Raw genomic sequence first — 20,185 nt, 5'->3', positions numbered from 1 at the left:
GTCAGCCCTTCAGCCGCGCCATCCAGGCCTCGACCTCGTCGGCCCGGCGGGGCAGCGTGTCGGAGAGGTTCCGGTTGCCGTCCTCGGTGACGAGGATGTCGTCCTCGATCCGGACGCCGATGCCCCGGTACTCCTCGGGCACGGTCAGGTCGTCGGCCTGGAAGTAGAGCCCCGGCTCCACGGTCAGGCAGACGCCCGGCTCCAGGATGCCGTCGACGTACGCCTCGGTGCGCGCGACGGCGCAGTCGTGGACGTCCATGCCCAGCATGTGACCGGTGCCGTGCAGGGTCCAGCGGCGCTGGAGGCCCAGCTCCAGGACCTTGTCCACGGTCAGGTCGCCGAGCAGGCCCCACTCGACGAGCTTCTCGGCGAGCACGCGCTGCGAGGCGTCGTGGAAGTCACGGAAGGCCGCGCCGGGCTTCACGGCGGCGATGCCCGCCTCCTGGGCCTCGTAGACCGCGTCGTAGATCTTGCGCTGGAGCGGCGAGAACGTGCCGTTGATCGGCAGGGTGCGCGTCACGTCGGCGGTGTAGAGGTCGTTGGTCTCGACCCCGGCGTCCAGGAGCAGCAGCTCGCCCGCGCGGACGGCGCCGTCGTTGCGGACCCAGTGCAGGGTGGTCGCGTGCGGGCCCGCGGCGCAGATCGAGCCGTAGCCGATGTCGTTGCCCTCGATGCGGGCGCGCAGGAAGAACGTGCCCTCGATGAAGCGCTCGCTGGTCGCCTCGGCCTTGTCCAGGCTCCTGACGACGTCCTCGAAACCGCGCGCGGTGGCGTCGCAGGCCTTCTGCAGCTCGGAGATCTCGAAGGCGTCCTTCACCAGGCGGGCCTCGGAGAGGTAGACGCGCAGCTCCTCGTCGCGCTCGGCGGTCACCTTGTCGGTGAGGGCCGCCTCGATGCCCGCGTCGTGGCCGCGCACGTTGCGGACCGGGCCGGTGGCCCCGGCCAGCGCGGCCGCCACCTCGCGGACGTCCTTCGCGGGGATGCCCAGCAGCTGCTCGGCCTCGGCGAGGGAGTGACGGCGGCCGACCCACAGCTCGCCCTGGCCGTCGAGCCAGAACTCGCCGTTCTCCCGGTTGGAGCGGGGCAGCAGGTAGATGGTGGCCTCGTGGCCGCTCTCGCCGGTCGGCTCCAGGACGAGGACGCCGTCCTGGGTCTGGTCGCCGGTGAGGTAGGCGTACTCGGTGGAGGCGCGGAAGGCGTACTCGGTGTCGTTGGAGCGGGTCTTCAGGTTGCCCGCGGGGATGACCAGGCGCTCGCCGGGGAACCGGGCGGAGAGCGCGGCGCGCCGGGCGGCGGTGTGCTCGGCCTGGGCGATCGGCTGGAGGTCGTGCAGCTCCGTGTCGGCCCAGCCCGACTTCATGTTCTCGGCAAGCTCGTCGGAGACGCCCGGGTACAGGCCGTTCTTCCGCTGCTTGATCGGCTCTGCTGCCTCGTTCTCTTCGGTCTCCTGCTCCGGGGTTTCCGGGATGAGCTCCTCAGACACGATGTGACTCTCCTTGATACGACGCTGGACCATCACCCATCGTACGGGCGTACGGAAGGGGGCCCAGGGCCCAAGGACCTGTTACCGCGAAGCCCGCGGGAGGCTCACTCGAAGTGCGCGGCGAGGACCACGACGTCCTCGGTGGAGTCGCTCCTGTCCAGGCCGTCGGGGAGCACCGTGCGCAGGACGTGGTCGGCGACGGCCGCCGGATCGTGCCGTTCGGCCTTCGGTACGGAGGCGGCGGCGGAGTGCAGCCGGGCGAAGGCGCGGTCCATCGGGTCGCCGGTGCGGCGCAGCAGCCCGTCGGTATAGAGGAGCACCGTTTCTCCGGGGGCGGGGCTGAACTCCACGCTCGGCGCCTCCCAGCAGGCGAGCATCCCGAGCGGGGCGGAGAGCGTGGTCTCGACGTACTCGCAGCGCCGGTCGCCGAGGACCAGCGGCGGGGTGTGCCCGGCCCCGGCCAGCACGACCTTGCGGGCGGCGGGCTCGCAGTAGGCGAACAGGGCGGTCGCGGTCCGCGCGGGCTCGGTGAGCCGCAGCAGCAGTTCCAGATCGGAGAGTACGGCGACGGGGTCCTCGCCCTCCATCACGGCGTACGCCCGCAGGCTGGCGCGCAGCCGGCCCATCGCGGCCATCGCGCTCGGCCCGGACCCGCCCACGGAGCCCACGGCGAGGCCGAGCGTGTGGTCCGGCAGCGGCAGCGCGTCGTACCAGTCGCCGCCGCCCCGGGGCCCGGTCCGGCGCCGGGCGGCCAGCTGGACGCCGGGGATCCGGGGGAGCCGGCTGGGCAGCAGTTCCTCGGCGACGGCGGCGACGTCCGCGCGGGCGCGCTCCAGCTCGGTCAGGCGGGCCAGGTGCTCGGTGGCGTAGCGGGCGTAGAGGCCGACGAGGTGGCGCTGCTTCTGTGTGGGCTCGGCGGGCTCGTCGTAGAGCCAGGCGGCCGCGCCGAGGCGTCCGGCAGCCTCGGAGGAGAGGGGGAGGGCGTAGCTCGCGGCGTAGCCGAGGCGTCCGGCGACCTCGCGGTGGCGGGGGTCCAGGCTCCGGTCGCCGGGCAGGTCCGGGCTGGTGACCCCGTCCGCGGTGCCGGGGGCGCCGTCGAGGATGCGGCCCAGGGCGGTGGAGCCGCGCGGCACGGTCTCGATGAACCCGAGGTCGGCGTGGGCGAGCCCGAGGCCGATGGTGGCGGAGGGGCCTTCACCGTTCGCCGGTTCCAGAACGAGCAGGCCGCGGCGGGCGCCGACGAGGGCGGCTCCCGCGCGCAGCAGCTCGTGCAGGGCGTCGTCGAGGGTGCTCGTCGCGGCCAGCCGCTCGGTGAGTTCGTGCAGGGTCGTGAGGTCGGAGACCCAGCCTGCCAGCCGGTCCTGGATGAAGGCTCCGGGCGCTGCCGGGACCTCCGTCAGGGGAGCGGGAGTCTGCGTTGAAACCGGAACCTCTGGATCGATTCCAGCCACTTTCGGCAGGTGTGGGGCGCTCATGGCAGCCAGCTTTCCGACCGGTGCGATTCGTCGAATAGCATCGCAAACCCCCATGTGATTCTGCGCCACTATCAATGCATCCACATGTACACGCACAAGTAACCCGATGTCCAGCATTGTCCCCGCGGGGTTCGGGGGATTCCTGCCCTCCCAGTGTCGGTTAACTTGGCCAAAAATTGCACCCCATGGACGCTATTTGCGATCGACTGGGGCTGCTCAACAGGGGCACATCCCGCGTCAGGTCGCCGGGGGAGCGTCATTCCGGGCATGCTGGGTACGTAATCGTTGATGCGCGGGGGCAGTTGTGATCGCCCGGGCCATCGCCCAGGAACCCGGCGGCGGGTTCGGGCGTCCTAACCCGTGACGGTGACGCCTCCGCCCCGAGCGGCGGGGACGGCAGGCGAGGCGCACGCACCCTCGTCCCTCGGTGGCCGGCCCGGCTCGACCCGCCCGGTTCGACCCCGCTCGACTCTGCTCGATTCGGCTCTGCTCCACCCCAGATCGGTTCTATTCGGATCGGTTCCACTCGGCTCGGCTCGGCTCACGCTCGGTACTGGCGGCACGCCCGTAGCGCCCCGTACCGCAGAACTGATGAGTACGTACGCACAGCGAAGAGATACGCACGTGGTGTCACACCCGCGTGGTGTCATGTGGACTCGGCGTTCAACGGAAAGGAACGAGCGCTCATGCGCGAGATCCTCGGAAGGCGACGCAGGCTCCGGCTCCGGCGCAAGGAGGGGGCCGCCCGGCTCGACGCGGCCCTGACCTGCGCCACCGTTTGGCGGTGGCCTGTGCTCCCCGGAGCCGGGACGGCGCCGGCCGCCCCGCACGGCGAGCGCGGCTGCGCCTGCCCCGAACCCGACTGCGCCGTACCGGGCGCACACCCCTTCGATCCCGGGCTGCTGGCGGCCACCACGGACGAACGCATGGTGCGCTGGTGGTGGGCCAACCGCCCCACGGCCCCGGTGCTGCTGGCGACGGGCGGCCGTGCGCCCTGCGCGGTGAGCCTGCCCGCCGTGGCCGGAGCCCGCGCGCTGAGCGCCCTGGACGCCCTCGGCATGCGGCTCGGCCCCGTCGTGGCGACGCCCACCCGGTGGTCGCTGCTGGTGGCCCCGTACACCCTGGAGCGGCTCGGCGAACTGCTGTACGCGAAGGACTGGGTACCCAGTTCGCTCCGGTTCCACGGCGAGGGCGGCTATCTCGTGCTGCCGCCGTCCGCGATCAGCACGGGCCAGGTCCGCTGGGAGCGGCCACCCGCGCCGATCGGAGCCTCCGCCTCCGATTCCTCCGCCCCGGGGTCGGCCCGGCGGCGGGCCAGGGGCGGGGCCCCCGCGGCCGCGGCTCCCTGGCTCCCGGATGTCGAGGCGGTCCTGGACGCCCTGGTCGAGGCCAGCACGGGCGCCCCGGGCGGCGGAAGCAGACTGGCGTACTGACGGCGTGCGCAGGCGGGTGTACTGACCGAGTGTGCCGGGGGGGGGGGGGGGGGGGGGTCCCCCCCCCCCCCCCCCCCCCCCCCCCCTCCCCCCCCCCCCCCCCCCTCACCTCCCCCCCCCCCCCCCCCCCCCCCCCCCCCCCCCCCCCCCCCACCGACCGCCTGCGCCGACGGGCGTACTGATCGCGCGCGAACTGACCGGCGTACTGACACGGTCCCTCGGCTCACTCGTACGGGTGTGAGTCGGGGCCGGATCCGCGGTGTGCGGGTGCGGGGCGGCCCGGCGGCGCGCATTCCGCCGATATCGTCGCCCCGTCGTCACAATTCGCGCAGTCGCCAGGTGGGGCCACCATGAATCTCCGCATGATCGGCCTCACGGCTGTCGTCGTATCCGCGTGTCTGGTTCCCCTGATTGCATCCGCGGATCCCGTGGGTACTCCGGTTGTCGTGGAGGGCCGTGCGGGCGATGCGAAATCTTCTGGCACTTCGCCAGAAAGTTATCAGGGAAAGCTTTCTGATGAACTATCCGGAGATGTGGGCACCCCTTCCTCTTCGGTGTTGCGGAAATCGCCATCGAAAATGGACGCAGAAGCCGGACCCCTGTCTGAATTTGATCGCCCGGCGGTCCCCGGTGGTGGCCCTGACGTCGCCCGGTGCGGCCCCGAGGTGGTCGCGCCGGAGGGCGTCGAGGCGCAGACCTGCGTCATGGCCCGGGACGGCGAGACCTGGGCGCGTACGTACTACCGCAACACGACCGGTGAGGAACTCCGGTCCGTGCTCACGCTGATGGGCCCGGGCGGCCGGACCGTGGAGCTCCACTGCGCGCCGACGGCGCACGACGAGCCGGGCAGCTGCGAGACGCCGCACGGGGTGTCGGCCGGGAAGCCTTCGGCGTACTGGGCGGTCGCGGAGTTCGTGGGCGCTGGGCCGGTGGAGGAGGCGCCGCTGCTGCTCCGCGCCGGGTCGGACCGGGCGTCCGCCGACCCGGGCGCCGCGACGGGCTGAGCGCCGTCGGCGGTGGCGTACCGAGGCCGGGCGCAGGGGGCCGCGGCCGGAGACGAGGACGCCCGGTCGCTGGCGACGGGGGATGCACCAGCGACCGGGCTTCTAGAACCGTAACAAGAGATCTGCCGTTCGCAAATTCGATCTCGCCTGTAGGGACAGGGATTTACTTACGAGTACGGTGAGTTGTGACGCGGATCACCGTCTGCGGCGGCTCCTTGCCCGTGTCAGCTGAGCGTCACCTGGCGGTTGGTGAGCCCGCCCCGGGCGCGCCGCTCCTCGGCGGTGAGCGGGGCGTCGGAGGCGAGCGCGGAGGCCAGCCGCTCGGCGAACGCGACGGCGGGCTTCTCACAGGCCTCGGCGCCCATCGAGCTCGGCAGGTCCCAGACGGGGACGACCAGCCCGTGCGCCCGGAACGACCCGACGAGCCGGGTGCCTTCGCCGAGCGAGGAGGTGCCTGCGGCATGCAGCCGGGCGAGCGCGTCGAGGAGCTGCTCCTCGGGGTGCGGCATGACCCAGCGCAGGTGGTTCTTCTCCGGGGTCTCGCACCAGTACGCGGCATCGACGCCGGACAGCAGCGTCGTCGGGATCGCGGCGGCGTTGGCGCGCTCCAGGGAGGCGGACACCTCGGGTGTCGCGTTCTCCGCGTCGGGCACCCAGAACTCGAACCCCGTGTGCACGTCCGGCTCGAACGCGGCGTCGGGGGCGAGGAGATCCTGGAGGCGGGGGCCGTCGGCCGGGACCCGGCGGGCGGTCACGGGCGAGCCGGGCTCGGCCTCCAGGGCCCGCTGGAGGGTGTCCGCGAGGTCGCGGCTGAGGTCGCCGGACGAGGTGTCGTTCTGCAGGGCGAGCAGGACGGAACCGTCGTCGCGGCGCAGGGCGGGCCACGCCATCGGCAGGACCGTCGCGAGCGTCACCGACGGAACGCCCTCGGGCAGCCCGTCCTTCAGGGTCAGTTCGACCGTGGCGGCAGGCACCAGCTCCCGCAGCGCGACCCAGTCGCACTCGCCCGCGAGCCCCTCGAACGGGCGGTGCACGAGCTCGGTCACGGCCTGGGCGGCGGCGCGTCCGTGACACGCCTTGTAGCGACGGCCCGAACCGCACGGGCAGGGCTCACGGGCTCCGACGACCGGGATCTCACCGTCCTTGAGCTGCTGCTTCCCGGCCTTGGACTGAGGGCGCTTCTTGGCCATGCTGGGCGTTCTCCCGAGTGCGACGGTACGACGGTGCTACAGAGCGGTATCGGCGCGAGCCTAGCGGCCCGGGAGGATGCGGCGGCACCGCGCGGCGTACGGGGCGCGCTGACGGGCGGTCGCTCGGGGCGGGCGCTCCTGGGGCGGCCTGAGACCGGGGCGGGTGTCTGGGGTGGTTCCGGGGTGGGTCGTGCCGGTTGGTGGCGGGTTCTCCGGGGCGGGTTGTGTCGGTCGGTGGCGGGTGTCTCGGGTTCGGCCCGCGCCGGTCGGCGGCGGAGTGTCCGGGGCGGCCCGTGTCGGCCGGGGCGAGCGTCTACGGGGCGGCACGTGTCGGTCGCGGGCGGGCACCCGGGGCGGCCCGTGGCGTCCGGATCAGCCGACGTCGTCGAAGGCCTCGGAGAGGTCCAGCCCGGGAAACCCGGCAGGCCCGCTGACGCCGGGCAGCCCGCCGATGCCGACCGGCCCGCCGATGCCGGGAGAGCCACCGACTCCGGTTGCGGGAGGGCCACCGATTCCGGGCGGTCCACCGGCGCCGGGCGGCTTCTTCGAGGAGACCAGGGCCCAGACGGTGACCTCGCCGGAGGCGTCGTCGCGTACGCCCCACTCCTGGGCCAGGGCGCTGATGATGTTGAGCCCCCGGCCGCCGCGGGCCGTCACCGATGGCGTCGCCGGAACGGGACGGGTCGGGCCGCCGCCGTCCGTGACCTCCACGGTCAGGCCGCCGTGCGTGTCCACCCGCCAGGCGGCGCGGATGTCGCCGTCGCCGACGTCGGCGTGCCGCCCGAGGGGCCTGCCGTGCCGGCAGGCGTTGCTGAGAAGTTCGGAAAGGATCAGAACGGCGTCGTCGACGACCGCGTCCGACACCCCGTTGCCGCGCAACTGCTCACGCATCCGGTGTCGTGCCTGCCGCACGCCGGCAGGGCCATGAGGAACGGCCATGCTCGACGACGCGGGCACCTCTTGTGCCACCACCAACGCCACCCCCGAGACCTCCTTCGCCCCATGCCACGGGTTGGATGCCCCACTGGGCTGGACCGGAAACCGGCCAAAGCGCTGCTGGTGACGCACTCGTCACGACCGAATGCGCAGCGAGTGCGCCGGTGTACTCCCCGTGACGAGAGGTGTCGGGTGGCGCTTATGTGTTAAATGCGGCCCAGTTGGGACAGAACCTGCTTGGGGCGGTTGGTGATGATCGCCTCGACGCCGAGTTCGGCGCAGAGCTCGACGTCGGCCGGCTCGTTCACGGTCCACACGTGCACCCGCTGCCCGGCGCGGTGGAGCCGTTCGATGTAGCCGGGGTGGCTGCGCACGATCCGCATGCCGGGTCCTGCGATCCGGGCCCCGGCGGGCAGCCGCCCGTCCCGCAGCCGGGGCGAGACGAACTGCATCAGATAGACCGTGGGCAGCGTGGGCGCCGCCGCCTGGACACGGTGCAGGGAGCGGGCGGAGAAGCTCATGATGCGGATGGGCGAGGGCTCGTCGGCGACGGCGGGCGGATCGGCGAGCCCGAAGCGCTTGAGCAGGTGGAGGAGCCGCTCCTCCACCTGTCCGGCCCACCGGGTGGGGTGCTTCGTCTCGATGGCCAGCTGGAGCGGCCGCCCGGTCGCCCGTACCTCGGTGAACAGCTCCAGGAGCCGTTCCAGGGTGAGCACGGAGGTGAGCTCGCCCGGCACCGGATCCCAGTCGGGCGACTCCTCGCGGTCCTTCCAGGAGCCGAAGTCGAGGGCGGCGAGGTCGGCCAGCTCCAGCGCCGAGACGGCGCCGCGCCCGTTCGACGTACGGTTCACCCGCCGGTCGTGGACGCAGACGAGATGCCCGTCGGCGGTCAGCCGGACGTCGCACTCCAGGGCGTCGGCGCCGTCCTCGATCGCCTTGCGGTAGGCGGCCAGGGTGTGTTCGGGGGCGTCGTCGGAGGCGCCGCGATGGGCGACGACCTGGATCGAGGTGTGCGTGCTGCGCTGTCGTGCTTGGGTCACCCGCGCCATGGTGTCACCGCCACGGGGGTGGGTGAGCACATGTCACCCTGGAGGTCTGTTTTGTCTGATGTAAAGATTGGTGTGCGGATGCACAGGTCCTGCTTACAGTGACCCGACGCGCTGTGGGAAAAGCTGACCGCAGACACGTGCACAGCGGATTTCCTGCCGAAGACCGACTGGATGCCGAGTGGAACCGAGGAGCAAAGAGCTGTGAGCACCGAGAACGAGGGCAACGAGGACAACGCGGTACCGGCCGCGCCGTCCGCACCTCCCGTGCCGGCCGCCACTCCCGTGCCGGCCCCTGACGGAGCGACACCCCCGTCGTCGCCCTCGTCACCGCCGGCTCCGCCCCAGGACACCGCACACACCACCCAGGGCACGCCGGGCGACGCCACCGCACCGGCCACCCCCGCGCACGCGGAAGCACCTCGCCACGACCCCACGCACCAGGGCGCCCCGAGCCAGGGAGCCTCGCACCAAGGAGCCCCGAGCCAGGGCGCCCCGCCCTCCCACCCCACAACGCCCCACGCCCCCCAGGCACCTCACCCGCCGCAGCACTCCCCGTACGGCGCGGCGCCCGAGCCCCCCGCGGGCGCGGCCGCCTGGCCGCCGCCCCCGCCGACCGTCCCGTCGTACGCCGGCGGGGACGCCGGTCACGCGTCAGGCGGCATCGGCAACGGGAGCGGCCACGGCCCGGTCTGGGGCGCTCCGGTCCCGCCCGGCTCCGAACCGGCGCGCGGCAAGCGCCGGGGCGGCGGGCTGGTGGCGGCCGTCGCGGTGGCGGCGCTCGTCGCGGGCGGTATCGGCGGCGCTCTCGGCTACTGGGCGGCCGACCGCACCGACAACCGGACCTCGGGCGGCTCGACCACGATCTCGGCGTCGGACACCCCGAGGGACCTGAAGCGCCCCGCGGGCACGGTGGCCGGGGTCGCGGCGAAGGCGCTGCCCAGCGTGGTCACGATCGACGCGCAGGGGAACAGCGGCGAGGGCGGCACGGGCACCGGCTTCGTGTACGACAAAGAGGGCCACATCCTCACGAACAACCACGTAGTGGCCTCCGCGGCGGAGGCCGGTGAACTGTCGGCGACGTTCTCCAACGGCAAGAAGTACGCGGCCGAGGTGGTCGGCCGGGCACAGGGTTACGACGTGGCCGTGCTGAAGCTGAAGAGCCCGCCGCCGGGCCTGGCCCCCCTGCCCCTCGGCAACTCCGCGAGCGTCGCGGTGGGCGACTCGACGATCGCGATCGGGGCGCCCTTCGGCCTCTCGAACACGGTGACCACGGGCATCATCAGCGCGAAGAACCGCCCGGTGGCGTCCGGGGACGGCTCCAGCGGCAAGAACTCGTACATGAGCGCCCTGCAGACCGACGCCTCGATCAACCCGGGCAACTCCGGCGGCCCGCTGCTGGACGCGACGGGCGCGGTCATCGGCATCAACTCCGCGATCCAGTCGACCGGCGGCGGCCTCGGCCCGTCCCAGGCGGGCTCCATCGGCCTCGGCTTCGCGATCCCGATCAACCAGGCCAAGAACGTCGCCGAGCAGCTGATCAAGACCGGAAAGCCGGTCTACCCGGTGATCGGCGCGACGGTCACGATGGAGGAGAAGACCGGCGGCGCGGCCATCTCCTCCCAGGGCGTGGGCGGCACCCCCGCCGTCACCCCGAACGGCCCGGCGGCCAAGGCGGGCCTCAAGGCGGGCGATGTGATCACCAAGTTCAACGACACCGTGATCGACAGCGGCCCGACCCTGATCGGCGAGATCTGGACCCGCGAGCCGGGCGAGAAGGTGACCCTGACCTACGAGCGCGACGGCAAGACGGCCACGGCCGAAGTCACCCTGGGCCAGCGCGAGGGCGACAGCTGACCGGCTAGGCTGTCCCAAGCGTCGAACCGGCCCCACCCGGGCCTGACGGCCCATCGGCTTGCACAGCCCTGGACCGCCGACGCGGGGTGGGTTGCCCGAGCGGCCTAAGGGAACGGTCTTGAAAACCGTCGTGGCGCGAGTCACCGTGGGTTCAAATCCCACACCCACCGCGGATGAACGGCCCCTGACCAGGTGCATCGGTCGGGGGTCGTTCTCGTTGCGCGCGGCTCGTAGCAGGAAGCGAACGCGGTTCAGAAGCCTTTGCGGTGCTCGTGCCAGGCCGTGGCGGCGATCGCGAGTCGCTGGGTCCACGGGGTGGGATCGGCGGTGCTGATCTCGTTCCAGAGGGTGTGGTTGGCGGCGGCGAAGGCGGTGATGCCCTCGGTGGGGGCGGTGTGCCAGGAGGGGATCTCGGCTGCCCACTCTTCGGCCGATGCGGGAGTGTGACCGGCGGCGATGAGCCAGATGACCCAGTAGCCCGCGTCGAGCCAGGCCGCCCCGCGGGTCGCCCAGGCCCAGTCGACCAGACGGGCCCGGTCGCCCCCGGGGGCGCGGTCGTCGACGAGGACGTTGGCGTTGTTCAGGTCGGTGTGGAGCAGGTGGGTCCCGCCGAAGAACCGGCGGTCGTCGGGGTGGGCGGCGTAGCGCTCCAGGCGCTGTTCGGCATGGCGCAAGTCGATGCCGGGACAGGGGGTCTCGCCGAGTCGGCGCAGGAGGGCGGCGGCTTCGGGGAGGTCGGGGGAGCCGGGGGTGTAGTCGGCGTGGTGGCCGGTGAGGGCTTGGAAGCCGAGGAGGTCCCATCCGGCGGTCTCGACGCGCCAGCGGAGGGCGGGGGCCAGGCCGGTGAGGAAGGGGGCGACGGTGGCCTCCCGGCGCTGGGTCCAGGCGCGGGGGTGGTCGGTGCGCAGCCCTTTGATGTGCCAGGTGCCTGTGGCGGAGGCGACGCGGGCGGCGATCTCGCTGTTGAAGCCCTCGGCTGTCTCCTCGACCGTGAGGAGGGGGCCGGTGTGCTCTTCGACGGCGGCGCGGGCGGCGGGCGGCAGGCGGTCGAGGCCGATGCGGATGGTCGCCATGGGGCTTCACTCTTCCACGGAAGCGGGTGCGGGTGTGGGCGTGCAGTGGTGCGGGGACTTCGGACGGAAGAACGTCCGGAAGCCCCCGCGGTTCTGTGCGACCGGGTTGTCTACCGGTACGGGTTGTCGTCGTTGCAGCCCGGGACGGCGCCCTCGGTCAGCACCTCCAGGTCGTCCAGGAGGATGACTCCCTCGCGCTCCTGCGGGGCCGGCGGCCGGGGGCTGATCTCCACCATGACAGCGGTCATGACGCTTCCTCGCTTTCGTGTTGGCAGTAGGTGTTCAGTGGTGCCTTCGCCTCCTGGTAGGCCTTGGCGAGCGGTCGGCAGACCCGGCAGGTGCCGGAGAGCTGGCAGCTGCCGCAGCCGCCGGTGCGAAGCATCTGGGCATCGGCGATGCCGGGCAGACGGAGGAGTCCGTCCAGGCCCTCGGACATGAGGTCGATGGGGTTCTCGCGGCCGACCTTGCACATGGTTGCCAGCCCGTGCGGGTCGATGTGGAAGAAGGTGTGGCCGGCGGGGCAGCCCTTGAAGACGCTCGTCTTGTCCAGGAAGCCAGGGGCCTGCGCGGCGAGGGGTTCGGGTGTGCCGGTGTACGTGGGGGAGATCGTTCCGTACTCCTGGCGGCTCGCCCCGTACCGCTCGGCAAGGGCGCGCATGGCGTCCAGCTCATGGGCGTTGTGGCGGGTGATGATCAGCGCCAGTTCCAGGGCAATGCCGGCCCCGTGTGCCGCGACTAGCCCCTTCTCGACCAGCTTGAACGCTCCCGGCTTGCGGGTGAGCGCGTCGAAGCTGTCGGGGGTCGCTCCGTAGAGGGAGACGGTCACCTTGTGCGGTGGAAGGTCGCGCAGGAGCTCGATGATCTCGGGGCGGTGGAGCCGGGAGCCGTTGGTCAGGATCTCGATCAGCATCCCGGACCGGTGGGCGAGCGCGTACGCGTCCACGAAGTCCCGGTCGATCAGCGGCTCGCCGCCTGTGAACTGGAGCCATAGCACCCCGGCGTCCCGCAGCAGGTGCAGGAGCCGGACCTTGTCCGGCCAGGGCAGCCCCTCGAGCTTCCGTTCCGCGAGGTAGCAGTGCTCGCAGTTGAAGTTGCAACCCTTGTTGATCTCGTATGTGGCCCGGCCGTAAACGAGGCCGGTCTCGGAGCGTACGAGAACGACGTCCCGCGTCACTGCGCCTGCCAGGTCCAGGCCCCAGGCTGTGCGGGCGTGGTCGAGGAGCCAGACCGGCGCAGGGCTACTGCTCTCGGCCGTCGAGGCCAGCTCTTCGTAGAGCGTCCGGGGAATGCGCATGCCGCCCTTGGAGCCAGGGCGGGCGATCAGGAACGTTCCGTTGTACGGGCTTGCGATCAGCTGGTGCACGAGATCTCCTCCAGGGCGTCTTCCCAGGTGTGCTGCTCGGTGTGGTCGGCGAACAGGCAGCAGGCCTCGCCGTCGGGCCCCGGGGCGGCCACCGGGCAGTCCGGCAGCACGATGAGTTCCGCCTCGTCCGTCCCGTGCCAGCGGAGCCACAGCGCGGTCCCGTACGCGCAGGCGTCGGTGAGGAGACCGAAGTGCTCACCCTCGTCGTGCGCGGACAGCTGGCACTGCACCGCCCTGTCGATGTACTTGGCGGCCGACTTCTGCCGTGCTTCCCGTGCCAGGTCGAGGGGCACCCGGCACCAGTGCGCGCACCGCATCACGACACCATCCGGCAGGATGCAACGGCGTTCCGAGCCTGTTGCGAGCACCGGGGACAGACGCAGGGCGGGTAGCGGCCCGGGTTCTCCGGGACCACCGGGTCCTCGCCCAGGCGTACCTCCGTGAGAGGCCCCCACGTCTGGCCGGAGTCGCGGGAGACCCGCAACGTCATCCGTACGTCGTCCTGTCCGTTCGCCATGGCCAGGAGCATCGCGATTCACGGGCCCGGCCAGAAAGGCCAAGCGGATTACCCAACTTGGGTAACATCACCCTTGGTTGAACAAGTGCAGCGATCTGTAGTCCTCATGCCGGAGCGTGCCCGATGCCCGAGTCATCTCGCTCGAAGGAACTCCCGGTCAGCCTGCTCACGGACCAAGTGATGATCGAGGCATGCCAGGCCAGAGACTTCGGCCGCATCTTTCAGCTGGTCAAGGCACGAGCAGGCATCTATCCGTCGATGATCGCGCGCCGCTGCGACCTGACCCCGAGCCGCGTGGGCGAGGTGATCGCCGGACGGCGGCAGCTGCTGCACATGGACGTGATCGAACGGATCTCGGACGGACTGCGCATCCCCGGACACATGCTCGGACTTGCCCGACGCTCCTGGGAGACGCCGCCCAGCCTGACGGTCACGCCGCGCGAACCGGCCGAGGTGCCGGCCTCAGCCGTCGAACCACTGGCCGCCGGACTACCGGGGGCAGGCGTCGACAGCATCCTCGCCCTGGCGACCGAGCGGGATCTCAGTGCCTCGACGCTGGACGCGTTGCACTCGTCGATCGCGGACTACTGGCGCCGGGACGACGAGCACGGCGGCGAGACCTTACGGCCGGCGGTCGTCGGTCAGCTCCGCTACGTCATCGATCTCCTCAAGGAGCAGCGTCCGGCTCCCCTACGGGACGGCCTGCACAGCATCGCGGCCGAGCTGGCCCGGCTCACCGGGTGGACCTACTTCGACGCCCGCCAGTACAACCAGGCACGCGCCTACTTCACCGAATCCCTCGGCCTGGCCAAGGCCATTGACGACCGCCAGTTCATGGCCAACGTCCTCGCCTGCATGAGCCTCCAGGCCACCTACCAGGACAAGCCCGGCGACGCCCTCGCGCTCGTCACGGCTGCTCAGGACCAGGCCCGAACGGCTGCGGGGACGACACCGCGTGTGCTGGCCATGCTCGCGATGCGCGAAGCCTTCGCCCACGCCACCCTCGGCAACCACGGCGCGACTCACACCGCGATCTCGGAAGCGCACACCCACTTCGGACGGATTAGCACCGGTGATCCCGACCCGGCCTGGGTCGCCTATTTCGACGAGCCGAAGCTGATCGTGGACACCGGTATCGCGCACGGCCGCCTGGGCGAAGCCGCCCTCGCCGAACCCCTGGTTGCGGACGCTCTGCGCCGAGAACACCAGACGAATCACCGAGGCCGCGCCTTCCACGCTTTCTGGCTCGCCCGCACTCAGCTCCAACGCGGCAAACTCGGCGAGGCGTGCCACGCGGCCATGGACGCCCTGGCCCCGGCAGCGGCCGTCAGCTCGCAACGAGTCGCCGGCCACCTCCGGGAGTTCTACGAGCAGTTGGAGCCCTTCCGCCGGGAACCGGCCGCGGTGGCGTTCGAGTCCAGGCTCCGGGAAGCGCTGCCCCGGCAGATCAGCGGATCGCGTCGTCCATAAGTACGTAGAGCAGCCCGACGAGGGATCCGCTGCTGACGATCTCGCGCCGGTCGATCATGCCCCGCACATCGGCCAGCGGGATCCATTCGATCCGGTCCGACTCGTTCTTCTCGGTCGGCGGGCCTTCGTACGTTGCTCCGTCGGCCCGGAAGATGTGGTGTTGGGAGTCGGTGATGCCGTTGGCCGGCTCGGCGTAGATCAGCGACTTGATCGGGCCGGGCCGCCAGCCGGTCTCCTCCAGCACCTCACGGGCTGCTGCTTCCGCCGGGCTCTCGCCCTCCTCGACCAACCCCATGGGCAGCTCCCATGCCCAGGCGTTCGTGATGAAGCGGTGCCGCCACATCATCAGGACCTCGCGCCGCTCGTTGACGACGGCGGCCACGGCCAGGTGGCGGAGCTTGACGACGTGGTGCTCCCAGCGGTTCCCGTCGGGCGTCTCGACGTCGGTGAGCCACAGGTTCACCCAGTTGTTCTCGTAGATCGGACGTTCCCCGTAGATCTTCCACTGCATCGCTGCGGCCCCTCTCGATCGGCCTCCAGCATCGCAGAGCTACAGCCACCGGCTCCCAGGTTCGATCAAATTCACGTCATAGTGACGAATAGGTAGTCGGCCTGAGGAGATGAGGACGGTAGTGATTGGCCCTCGCTCAAGGCCGCGAGCGGGGGCCAACCTGTTGTCAGCCAGTTGTGAAGCCAGGGCTAGCTGTTGTTGCCTTCCTGACCACGGCGTCGACGCCACCGCGCGAGTGTGCTCCGGCCCGCAAGTACACCGATAGTTGTGGCAGTGCTTGCCGCCAGATTGGCGAGAATGTCGATGAGAAAGCCCTGCATGTGCTCTCCATGGGCAGCTTGAAGCTACCCACCGGATGAGCGGGCTTGCGGCGAACGTCACGTACGTGACTGGAAAGTGACCCCGTCCTCGCCCAGGGGCTGCCCTAGCTGTACGGCAGCAGCTTCATGGCAGCAACGAGATGTCCAGCTCGGTGAAGCCTGCAGCTCTCATCTCATCTACGAGCTGCCACCACCTTGCTGCTTCAACTTGGGGGATGCGCGGGCATGCTGGGCACCTGAAGACGTATGAACTACGACCCATCATGGATCCAGGCTCGGCGTCCCGCATGGGTGACGCGAAGTATCTGAGGGCATGGGTCATCCCATGGCTGCCATCAGCTTCGCGCCGGGCCATCGTCAGACGGACTCGCGCGTGCTGGCCCCTATCGGTGCATACGATCCCGACTCGGTACTCCTTGGCCATACCGACAGTCTCCTGTAACTCTCCAAACTGTGTTCGTACAGAACCTTCGGAAGCGATGATCGAGAGTTCCATCGCGCAGTCGGAGTGTTGATATGCCTAGTCAGGAACAGGTTCTCTCGTACGCTCGCTCACTGGCCCAGACACTGCAAGGAGTCTGGTGTGGAAGCCCGGTAGGAACGGGGACGGCCGGGGCTGGTGGCAGATATCGGACCACCAGCAGCTTCCTGCCCTGATGGCGAACGCGTTCGCTGGCATGGAGTTCCTTCGCCAGTACGCCGGAGAGGACAGCTTCTGGACTTCCCGAGCTGCTGAGGTGTACCAGAGCAAGGGCGACAACCAGTCGACTGAGTCGGGAGCTCGCGCCGTCGGCGACGTCCTGCTTACCTGGGTTCGACAGGTCGAAGCGGGTGTCAGTGAAATCGTTGGTGCCCGTGCGTGGTCTGAAGTGGGCTTGATCAGCACGGACATGATGGGCCAGGTGCGGCGGTTGCTGGGCGACAAGCAGACCCATCCTGCTGCGGCCATTGTGTTGTGTGGCGCCGCTTTGGAGAGTGCACTGCGGTCGCTGATCGAGGCCCGTGGGCTAGAGCTGCCCGAGCGTCCTTCGCTCAGCACGTACTCGCAGCTTCTGCGCAGGGAGGAGCTGATCACGAAGCAGGAAGCAAAAGATCTTGAGCAAGTAGGCGGACTCCGTAATGCAGCGGCTCATGGCCAGTTCGATGAGCTAAGCCGCGAGCGTGCCGGCCTCATGGAGCAGCAGACCAACCTCCTGCTCAGTAGGATCTCTGCACTTCATCTGTAGGACTGCTGGAGACGGTGCGATCGGGCCCGCAGCGGCCGCAGTGGACCCGGTGTGGACCGCCTGGCACCACAGGGCGTAGTGACGGGGCCGAAGGAGTAGGTCAGGCACGTACAGCAGGCTTCCCGCAGCACCCTCTCGAAAACCGTCGTGGCAGCGATGTCACCGTGGGTTCAAATCCCACACCCACCGCGGATGAACGGCCCCTGACCAGGTGCATCGGTCGGGGGTCGTTCTCGTTGCGCGCGGCTCGTAGCAGGAAGCGAACGCGGTTCAGAAGCCTTTGCGGTGCTCGTGCCAGGCCGTGAGGATCTCCCGGGCGGGGCGCACCGACGCCGCCGACCGTGTCTTGCGGTCCCGGGGATTCGACCCGTCACCGCGTTGGATCGGTTGCCGGCGGGGGCGGAAGCGGTGGGAGCGCCGCCAGTACCTTCGGCATGTCCTTCTTCCGCGTCACGATCAGCACCGGTACGCCCCCGTCCTCGCACTCCAGGACGACCGCCCGGCCGTCGAAGTCGGGGCGGCCCGGGGGGTCGGCGCTGTACGGAGGGCGGAGGCGGAGTGGGGTCAGGGTGCGGGGGGTTTCCTTGCGGTGGAAGGCGCCCGTCGGGTCGGGAGTGGTGGCCAGGGAGCCGGGGGCGGCCGCCAGGAATCCGGCGGTGCCCGCGTACGGGACCTCGCCCATGATGACGCCGGGCACGCACTCCTGCCCGGTCAGTACGTACGGCTTCAGGGCGATGGTGTCGTCGCGGCGGCCGCGACGCCGCAGGAACGGTACGGCCAGGGCACAGCCCGGCAGGATCACCAGGCCGCCCAGGGCGGTGAGTCGCAGGGCTGCACCGATGCTGTCGGTCGGCCAGGGGGCCACGGCGCCGACCGCGGTGAGGAGCAGGCCGCCGGTGAACGCGAGGCCCACCTGCCAGGGGTACGCCTTGGGCGAGCGCCGCGTGCCCCAGGCCATCGCGGCCGCGCCCGCCAGGAACGTCGCCCCGTAGAGGCCCAGGCCCAGGCCGAAGGTGAGGGGGATCCGGTAGTCGCCGCGCGGGTCCGCGTTCGTGTAGCGGCGGGCGGTGGGGAAGTCCACGTACCGGATCTGGTCCCGCCAGTACGTGACCTCGACGCTCGCTCCCGGTCGCGCGCCCGGTTCCTGCCTCGGGCTGCCGTCGATCCGGGTGCGGGTGGACGACCCGTCGGGCTCGGTGACGTACAGCCAGTACGAAGACGTCTTGCGGCCCGTCTCCTTCTCGGTGCGGTCGATCACCGCCTTGACCGTGCGCAGGCAATCGCCCTTGTGGGCGTCGCCGGTTGCGGGGCAGGCCACCGCCGTGGTGAAAGCGTGCTCCTTGTCGCGGGCGCCGGGAGTGGTGACCAGGAGCAGCCAGGTCGACACCAGTGCCAGCAACGTGCCCACGGCCAGGGCGGAACGCGTCGTCGGCCTGCGCCTCGGGCTGGGCTCACTGCTCTGTGTCGGAGTCACCCCCGCATTCTGTAGCGGTCAGGGCGGCAGCGGCAGGGGCGATGTCTGCATTCCGTCGTGCTGCTTGCTGCCGGGAACCGGCAATGGGCGGGAATGGTCTCAGGCGGGGATGTCATCGGGCGTATGCCATCAACGGGTACGCCCTCAGTCCTTGCGCGGTCAGCCGTTACGCGACGACCGGTTGCGCGGGGCCCGCTCCTACAGGGGCTCGCTTCCCCTGCCCGACGTCAGCCGCGCCGCCGACGCGATCGCGGCGCGTGCCTCGTGTTCGGGGAGCCCGGTGCGTACCGCGGCCGCGGTGAGCGCGTCGGCCAGGGCGTCGCCGAAGCCGTGTTCGTAGGCGCGGCAGGCCGCCCAGAACAGGCGGGTGTTGCGCTGGCCCTCGTGTGCGGCCAGTACGAACTGGATCAGGCCCTCGCCCCGGCGGCCCCGGCCGCCGCCCGTGCCGTGGGTGCGGGGAGTGTGCGGGGGCGGGGTGAGGAGGCGCAGGAGGGCGCGGGGGCAGGGGGCCGGGGTGAGGTGGGCGGTGCCGGGGGCGAGGCGGTACCGGCCGTGGGCGGTGACCGAGCCGGGGCCGACCAGGTAGCCGCCGCTGCCCCGGATGTCGATGCCCGGGGCCAGGCGGCTCGCGGAGTTGGCGACCGTCACATCGGCGGGGCCGGTCAGCCAGAGGTGGCGGCCGCCGCTCGGGGTGAGCACGGTGACCGTCGGCGGGATGGTGAACAGGTGCTGGAGCGCGAGCTGCCGGAGGGCCCCGGCCGAGTCGTTGCCGTACGTCGTGTCGACGTCCAGGTCGATACCGATGAGCCGGTGCGGGGCGCGTCCGCAGGCGATGCCGTACCCGGTGGCCCGGGGCGCGGCGGCGAAGAGCGCGCGGACGGCGGCGGGGTCCGTCGTGGCGTCGTGCACACCGTGGCCGGGCAGCCCGCACTCCCCCCGGCAGTGCACCGGCGGCTGTTCGCCGTGGTGCGGGGAGCGCAGGGCGGGGAGTTTGGTGGCGGACAGGGGAAAGACGGGGAGCCCGCGCTCGGCGGCGGAGAGAGCGTGGGCCAGGGCCAGGGCGGGGGTCTGCCGGTCGATGGTGGCCATGCGGCCATTTTCGTACATGCGTTCGAGTATGGGAAGGGGGGTGGGGAGGGGAGGGGGTGCGGCCAGGAGGGGAGGGCGGCTTCTTCCACGGGGGGCAAGGGACGTCGGGTGCGCCTCGCCGGCCTGGGCCTCCGTGGCACAAAGAAGGTTTATCCGCTCTTCGTCATACGTGAGAGGGAATCGGGCGGGCGGAGGGGGTTCGTCGGGGATGCGCTGGGCAACTCTGGTCTCGCGACGTCGTGACCAGCACCGGGGCGGTCGGCCAACTGGCCCGGGACCAGCCGTAATAGGCGCATCAGCTGTATCAGACATATCGGCTGTATCAGACGCGTCAGATGTATCAGCCGCACAGGCTGGATATGAAGCCGTACTTCCGTTTCCTGGAGGAAATGACATGGCAAGCATCCGTACCGCTCGTGCCCTCGCCGCAGTCGCCGCCCTGCCCCTGACCGTCGCACTCTGTGGCGGGGTTGCCCTGGCGGACAACGGCTCTTTCGCGAACGACGGATCGAACGCGGCCGTGGCGACGATCGGCGGCAGCGGTGTCGGCGGCAACAACTCCGGCAACTCGTCCACGACCCAGCAGCAGGCTGTCGGCGCCGGCGCGTCGAACCAGAACACGTCCGCCCAGGTGAGCGGCTCGGCCTTCACGGCCATCGACCAGTCGGACCACAGTGTCGCCGTGAACTTCACGCCCTTCTTCTGGTGATCGACCCCG

Annotated in this window: 18 protein-coding genes and 1 tRNA gene; 7 read left to right on the top strand and 12 right to left on the bottom strand. The window is 70.9% G+C overall.

The annotated features are described in order from the left end of the window. Position 1: 1 nt before the first annotated feature. The gene (locus ACZ5WC_RS10300; protein ID WP_468540383.1) at positions 2–1,483 is read right to left on the bottom strand and encodes an aminopeptidase P family protein; all 1,482 of its coding nucleotides are present in this window, start codon (positions 1,481–1,483) and stop codon (positions 2–4) included. Positions 1,484–1,587: 104 nt separating this feature from the next. Next, positions 1,588–3,075 carry a PP2C family protein-serine/threonine phosphatase gene (locus ACZ5WC_RS10295; RefSeq protein ID WP_468540382.1) on the bottom strand — a complete coding sequence of 496 codons (1,488 nt, stop codon included), beginning with the start codon at positions 3,073–3,075 and terminating at the stop codon, positions 1,588–1,590. A 569-nt stretch (positions 3,076–3,644) separates the two neighbouring features. Between ACZ5WC_RS10295 and ACZ5WC_RS10290 the strand changes: the two genes are divergently transcribed. Continuing rightward, positions 3,645–4,391: a bifunctional DNA primase/polymerase gene (locus ACZ5WC_RS10290; protein ID WP_468540381.1), complete on the top strand. Its 747-nt coding sequence runs from the start codon at positions 3,645–3,647 to the stop codon at positions 4,389–4,391. A 665-nt stretch (positions 4,392–5,056) separates the two neighbouring features. Continuing rightward, on the top strand, positions 5,057–5,395 hold the full coding sequence (locus ACZ5WC_RS10285; RefSeq protein ID WP_468540380.1) for a hypothetical protein: 339 nt from the start codon (positions 5,057–5,059) through the stop codon (positions 5,393–5,395). Positions 5,396–5,619: 224 nt separating this feature from the next. Here ACZ5WC_RS10285 and ACZ5WC_RS10280 read toward each other — a convergent pair whose 3' ends face one another. From ACZ5WC_RS10280 to ACZ5WC_RS10270, 3 genes are all read right to left on the bottom strand, one after another. Next, entirely contained in the window at positions 5,620–6,585 is a 966-nt protein-coding gene (locus ACZ5WC_RS10280) for a DUF5926 family protein (protein WP_468540379.1), read from the bottom strand. 372 nt (positions 6,586–6,957) lie between these two features. After that, positions 6,958–7,653, bottom strand: a complete 696-nt coding sequence (locus ACZ5WC_RS10275; protein ID WP_468540378.1) for an ATP-binding protein — start codon at positions 7,651–7,653, stop codon at positions 6,958–6,960. A gap of 74 nt (positions 7,654–7,727) precedes the next feature. Continuing rightward, positions 7,728–8,570 carry a glycerophosphodiester phosphodiesterase gene (locus tag ACZ5WC_RS10270; protein ID WP_468540377.1) on the bottom strand — a complete coding sequence of 281 codons (843 nt, stop codon included), beginning with the start codon at positions 8,568–8,570 and terminating at the stop codon, positions 7,728–7,730. Between the two features lie 201 nt (positions 8,571–8,771). Here ACZ5WC_RS10270 and ACZ5WC_RS10265 point away from each other — a divergent pair, with 201 nt between their 5' ends. Then, positions 8,772–10,424, top strand: coding sequence for a S1C family serine protease (locus ACZ5WC_RS10265; RefSeq protein ID WP_468540376.1), 1,653 nt, complete (start codon positions 8,772–8,774; stop codon positions 10,422–10,424). Between the two features lie 85 nt (positions 10,425–10,509). Beyond that, positions 10,510–10,594 (top strand) — tRNA-Ser (locus tag ACZ5WC_RS10260). An 81-nt stretch (positions 10,595–10,675) separates the two neighbouring features. Here ACZ5WC_RS10260 and ACZ5WC_RS10255 read toward each other — a convergent pair. The 4 genes from ACZ5WC_RS10255 to ACZ5WC_RS10240 all read right to left on the bottom strand — a co-directional run bounded on the left by ACZ5WC_RS10255 (position 10,676) and on the right by ACZ5WC_RS10240 (position 13,177). Further along, entirely contained in the window at positions 10,676–11,497 is an 822-nt protein-coding gene (locus ACZ5WC_RS10255; protein WP_468540375.1) for an aminoglycoside phosphotransferase, read from the bottom strand. Between the two features lie 110 nt (positions 11,498–11,607). After that, positions 11,608–11,745, bottom strand: coding sequence for a hypothetical protein (locus tag ACZ5WC_RS10250; RefSeq protein ID WP_468540374.1), 138 nt, complete (start codon positions 11,743–11,745; stop codon positions 11,608–11,610). Next, the gene (locus ACZ5WC_RS10245; RefSeq protein ID WP_468540373.1) at positions 11,742–12,860 is read right to left on the bottom strand and encodes a radical SAM protein; all 1,119 of its coding nucleotides are present in this window, start codon (positions 12,858–12,860) and stop codon (positions 11,742–11,744) included. The genes ACZ5WC_RS10250 and ACZ5WC_RS10245 overlap by 4 nt, the downstream gene beginning before the upstream one ends. Continuing rightward, on the bottom strand, positions 12,848–13,177 hold the full coding sequence (locus ACZ5WC_RS10240) for a hypothetical protein (RefSeq protein ID WP_468540372.1): 330 nt from the start codon (positions 13,175–13,177) through the stop codon (positions 12,848–12,850). The genes ACZ5WC_RS10245 and ACZ5WC_RS10240 overlap by 13 nt, the downstream gene beginning before the upstream one ends. A 323-nt stretch (positions 13,178–13,500) precedes the next feature. On the opposite strand from ACZ5WC_RS10240, the gene ACZ5WC_RS10235 reads away from it, so the two are divergent. Further along, positions 13,501–14,847, top strand: a complete 1,347-nt coding sequence (locus tag ACZ5WC_RS10235) for a hypothetical protein (protein ID WP_468540371.1) — start codon at positions 13,501–13,503, stop codon at positions 14,845–14,847. Here ACZ5WC_RS10235 and ACZ5WC_RS10230 read toward each other — a convergent pair. Further along, positions 14,825–15,358: an NUDIX hydrolase gene (locus ACZ5WC_RS10230; protein WP_468540370.1), complete on the bottom strand. Its 534-nt coding sequence runs from the start codon at positions 15,356–15,358 to the stop codon at positions 14,825–14,827. The genes ACZ5WC_RS10235 and ACZ5WC_RS10230 overlap by 23 nt on opposite strands. A gap of 976 nt (positions 15,359–16,334) precedes the next feature. Here ACZ5WC_RS10230 and ACZ5WC_RS10225 point away from each other — a divergent pair. Then, entirely contained in the window at positions 16,335–16,904 is a 570-nt protein-coding gene (locus ACZ5WC_RS10225) for a DUF4145 domain-containing protein (RefSeq protein ID WP_468540369.1), read from the top strand. A gap of 370 nt (positions 16,905–17,274) precedes the next feature. On the opposite strand, the gene ACZ5WC_RS10220 is transcribed toward ACZ5WC_RS10225, so the two are convergent. Both ACZ5WC_RS10220 and ACZ5WC_RS10215 read right to left on the bottom strand, forming a co-directional pair. Continuing rightward, complete coding sequence (locus ACZ5WC_RS10220; RefSeq protein WP_468540368.1) at positions 17,275–18,378, bottom strand: hypothetical protein; 1,104 nt, start codon at positions 18,376–18,378, stop codon at positions 17,275–17,277. 198 nt (positions 18,379–18,576) lie between these two features. After that, on the bottom strand, positions 18,577–19,467 hold the full coding sequence (locus ACZ5WC_RS10215; protein WP_468540367.1) for a bifunctional DNA primase/polymerase: 891 nt from the start codon (positions 19,465–19,467) through the stop codon (positions 18,577–18,579). Positions 19,468–19,861: 394 nt separating this feature from the next. On the opposite strand from ACZ5WC_RS10215, the gene ACZ5WC_RS10210 reads away from it, so the two are divergent. Beyond that, entirely contained in the window at positions 19,862–20,176 is a 315-nt protein-coding gene (locus ACZ5WC_RS10210; RefSeq protein ID WP_096631978.1) for a hypothetical protein, read from the top strand. Positions 20,177–20,185 lie beyond the last annotated feature (9 nt).

This window comes from Streptomyces sp. NPDC033165, assembly GCF_055577965.1.
Note: the sequence above shows the minus strand (reverse complement) of the source record. Positions and strands in the feature narration are given on the sequence as shown.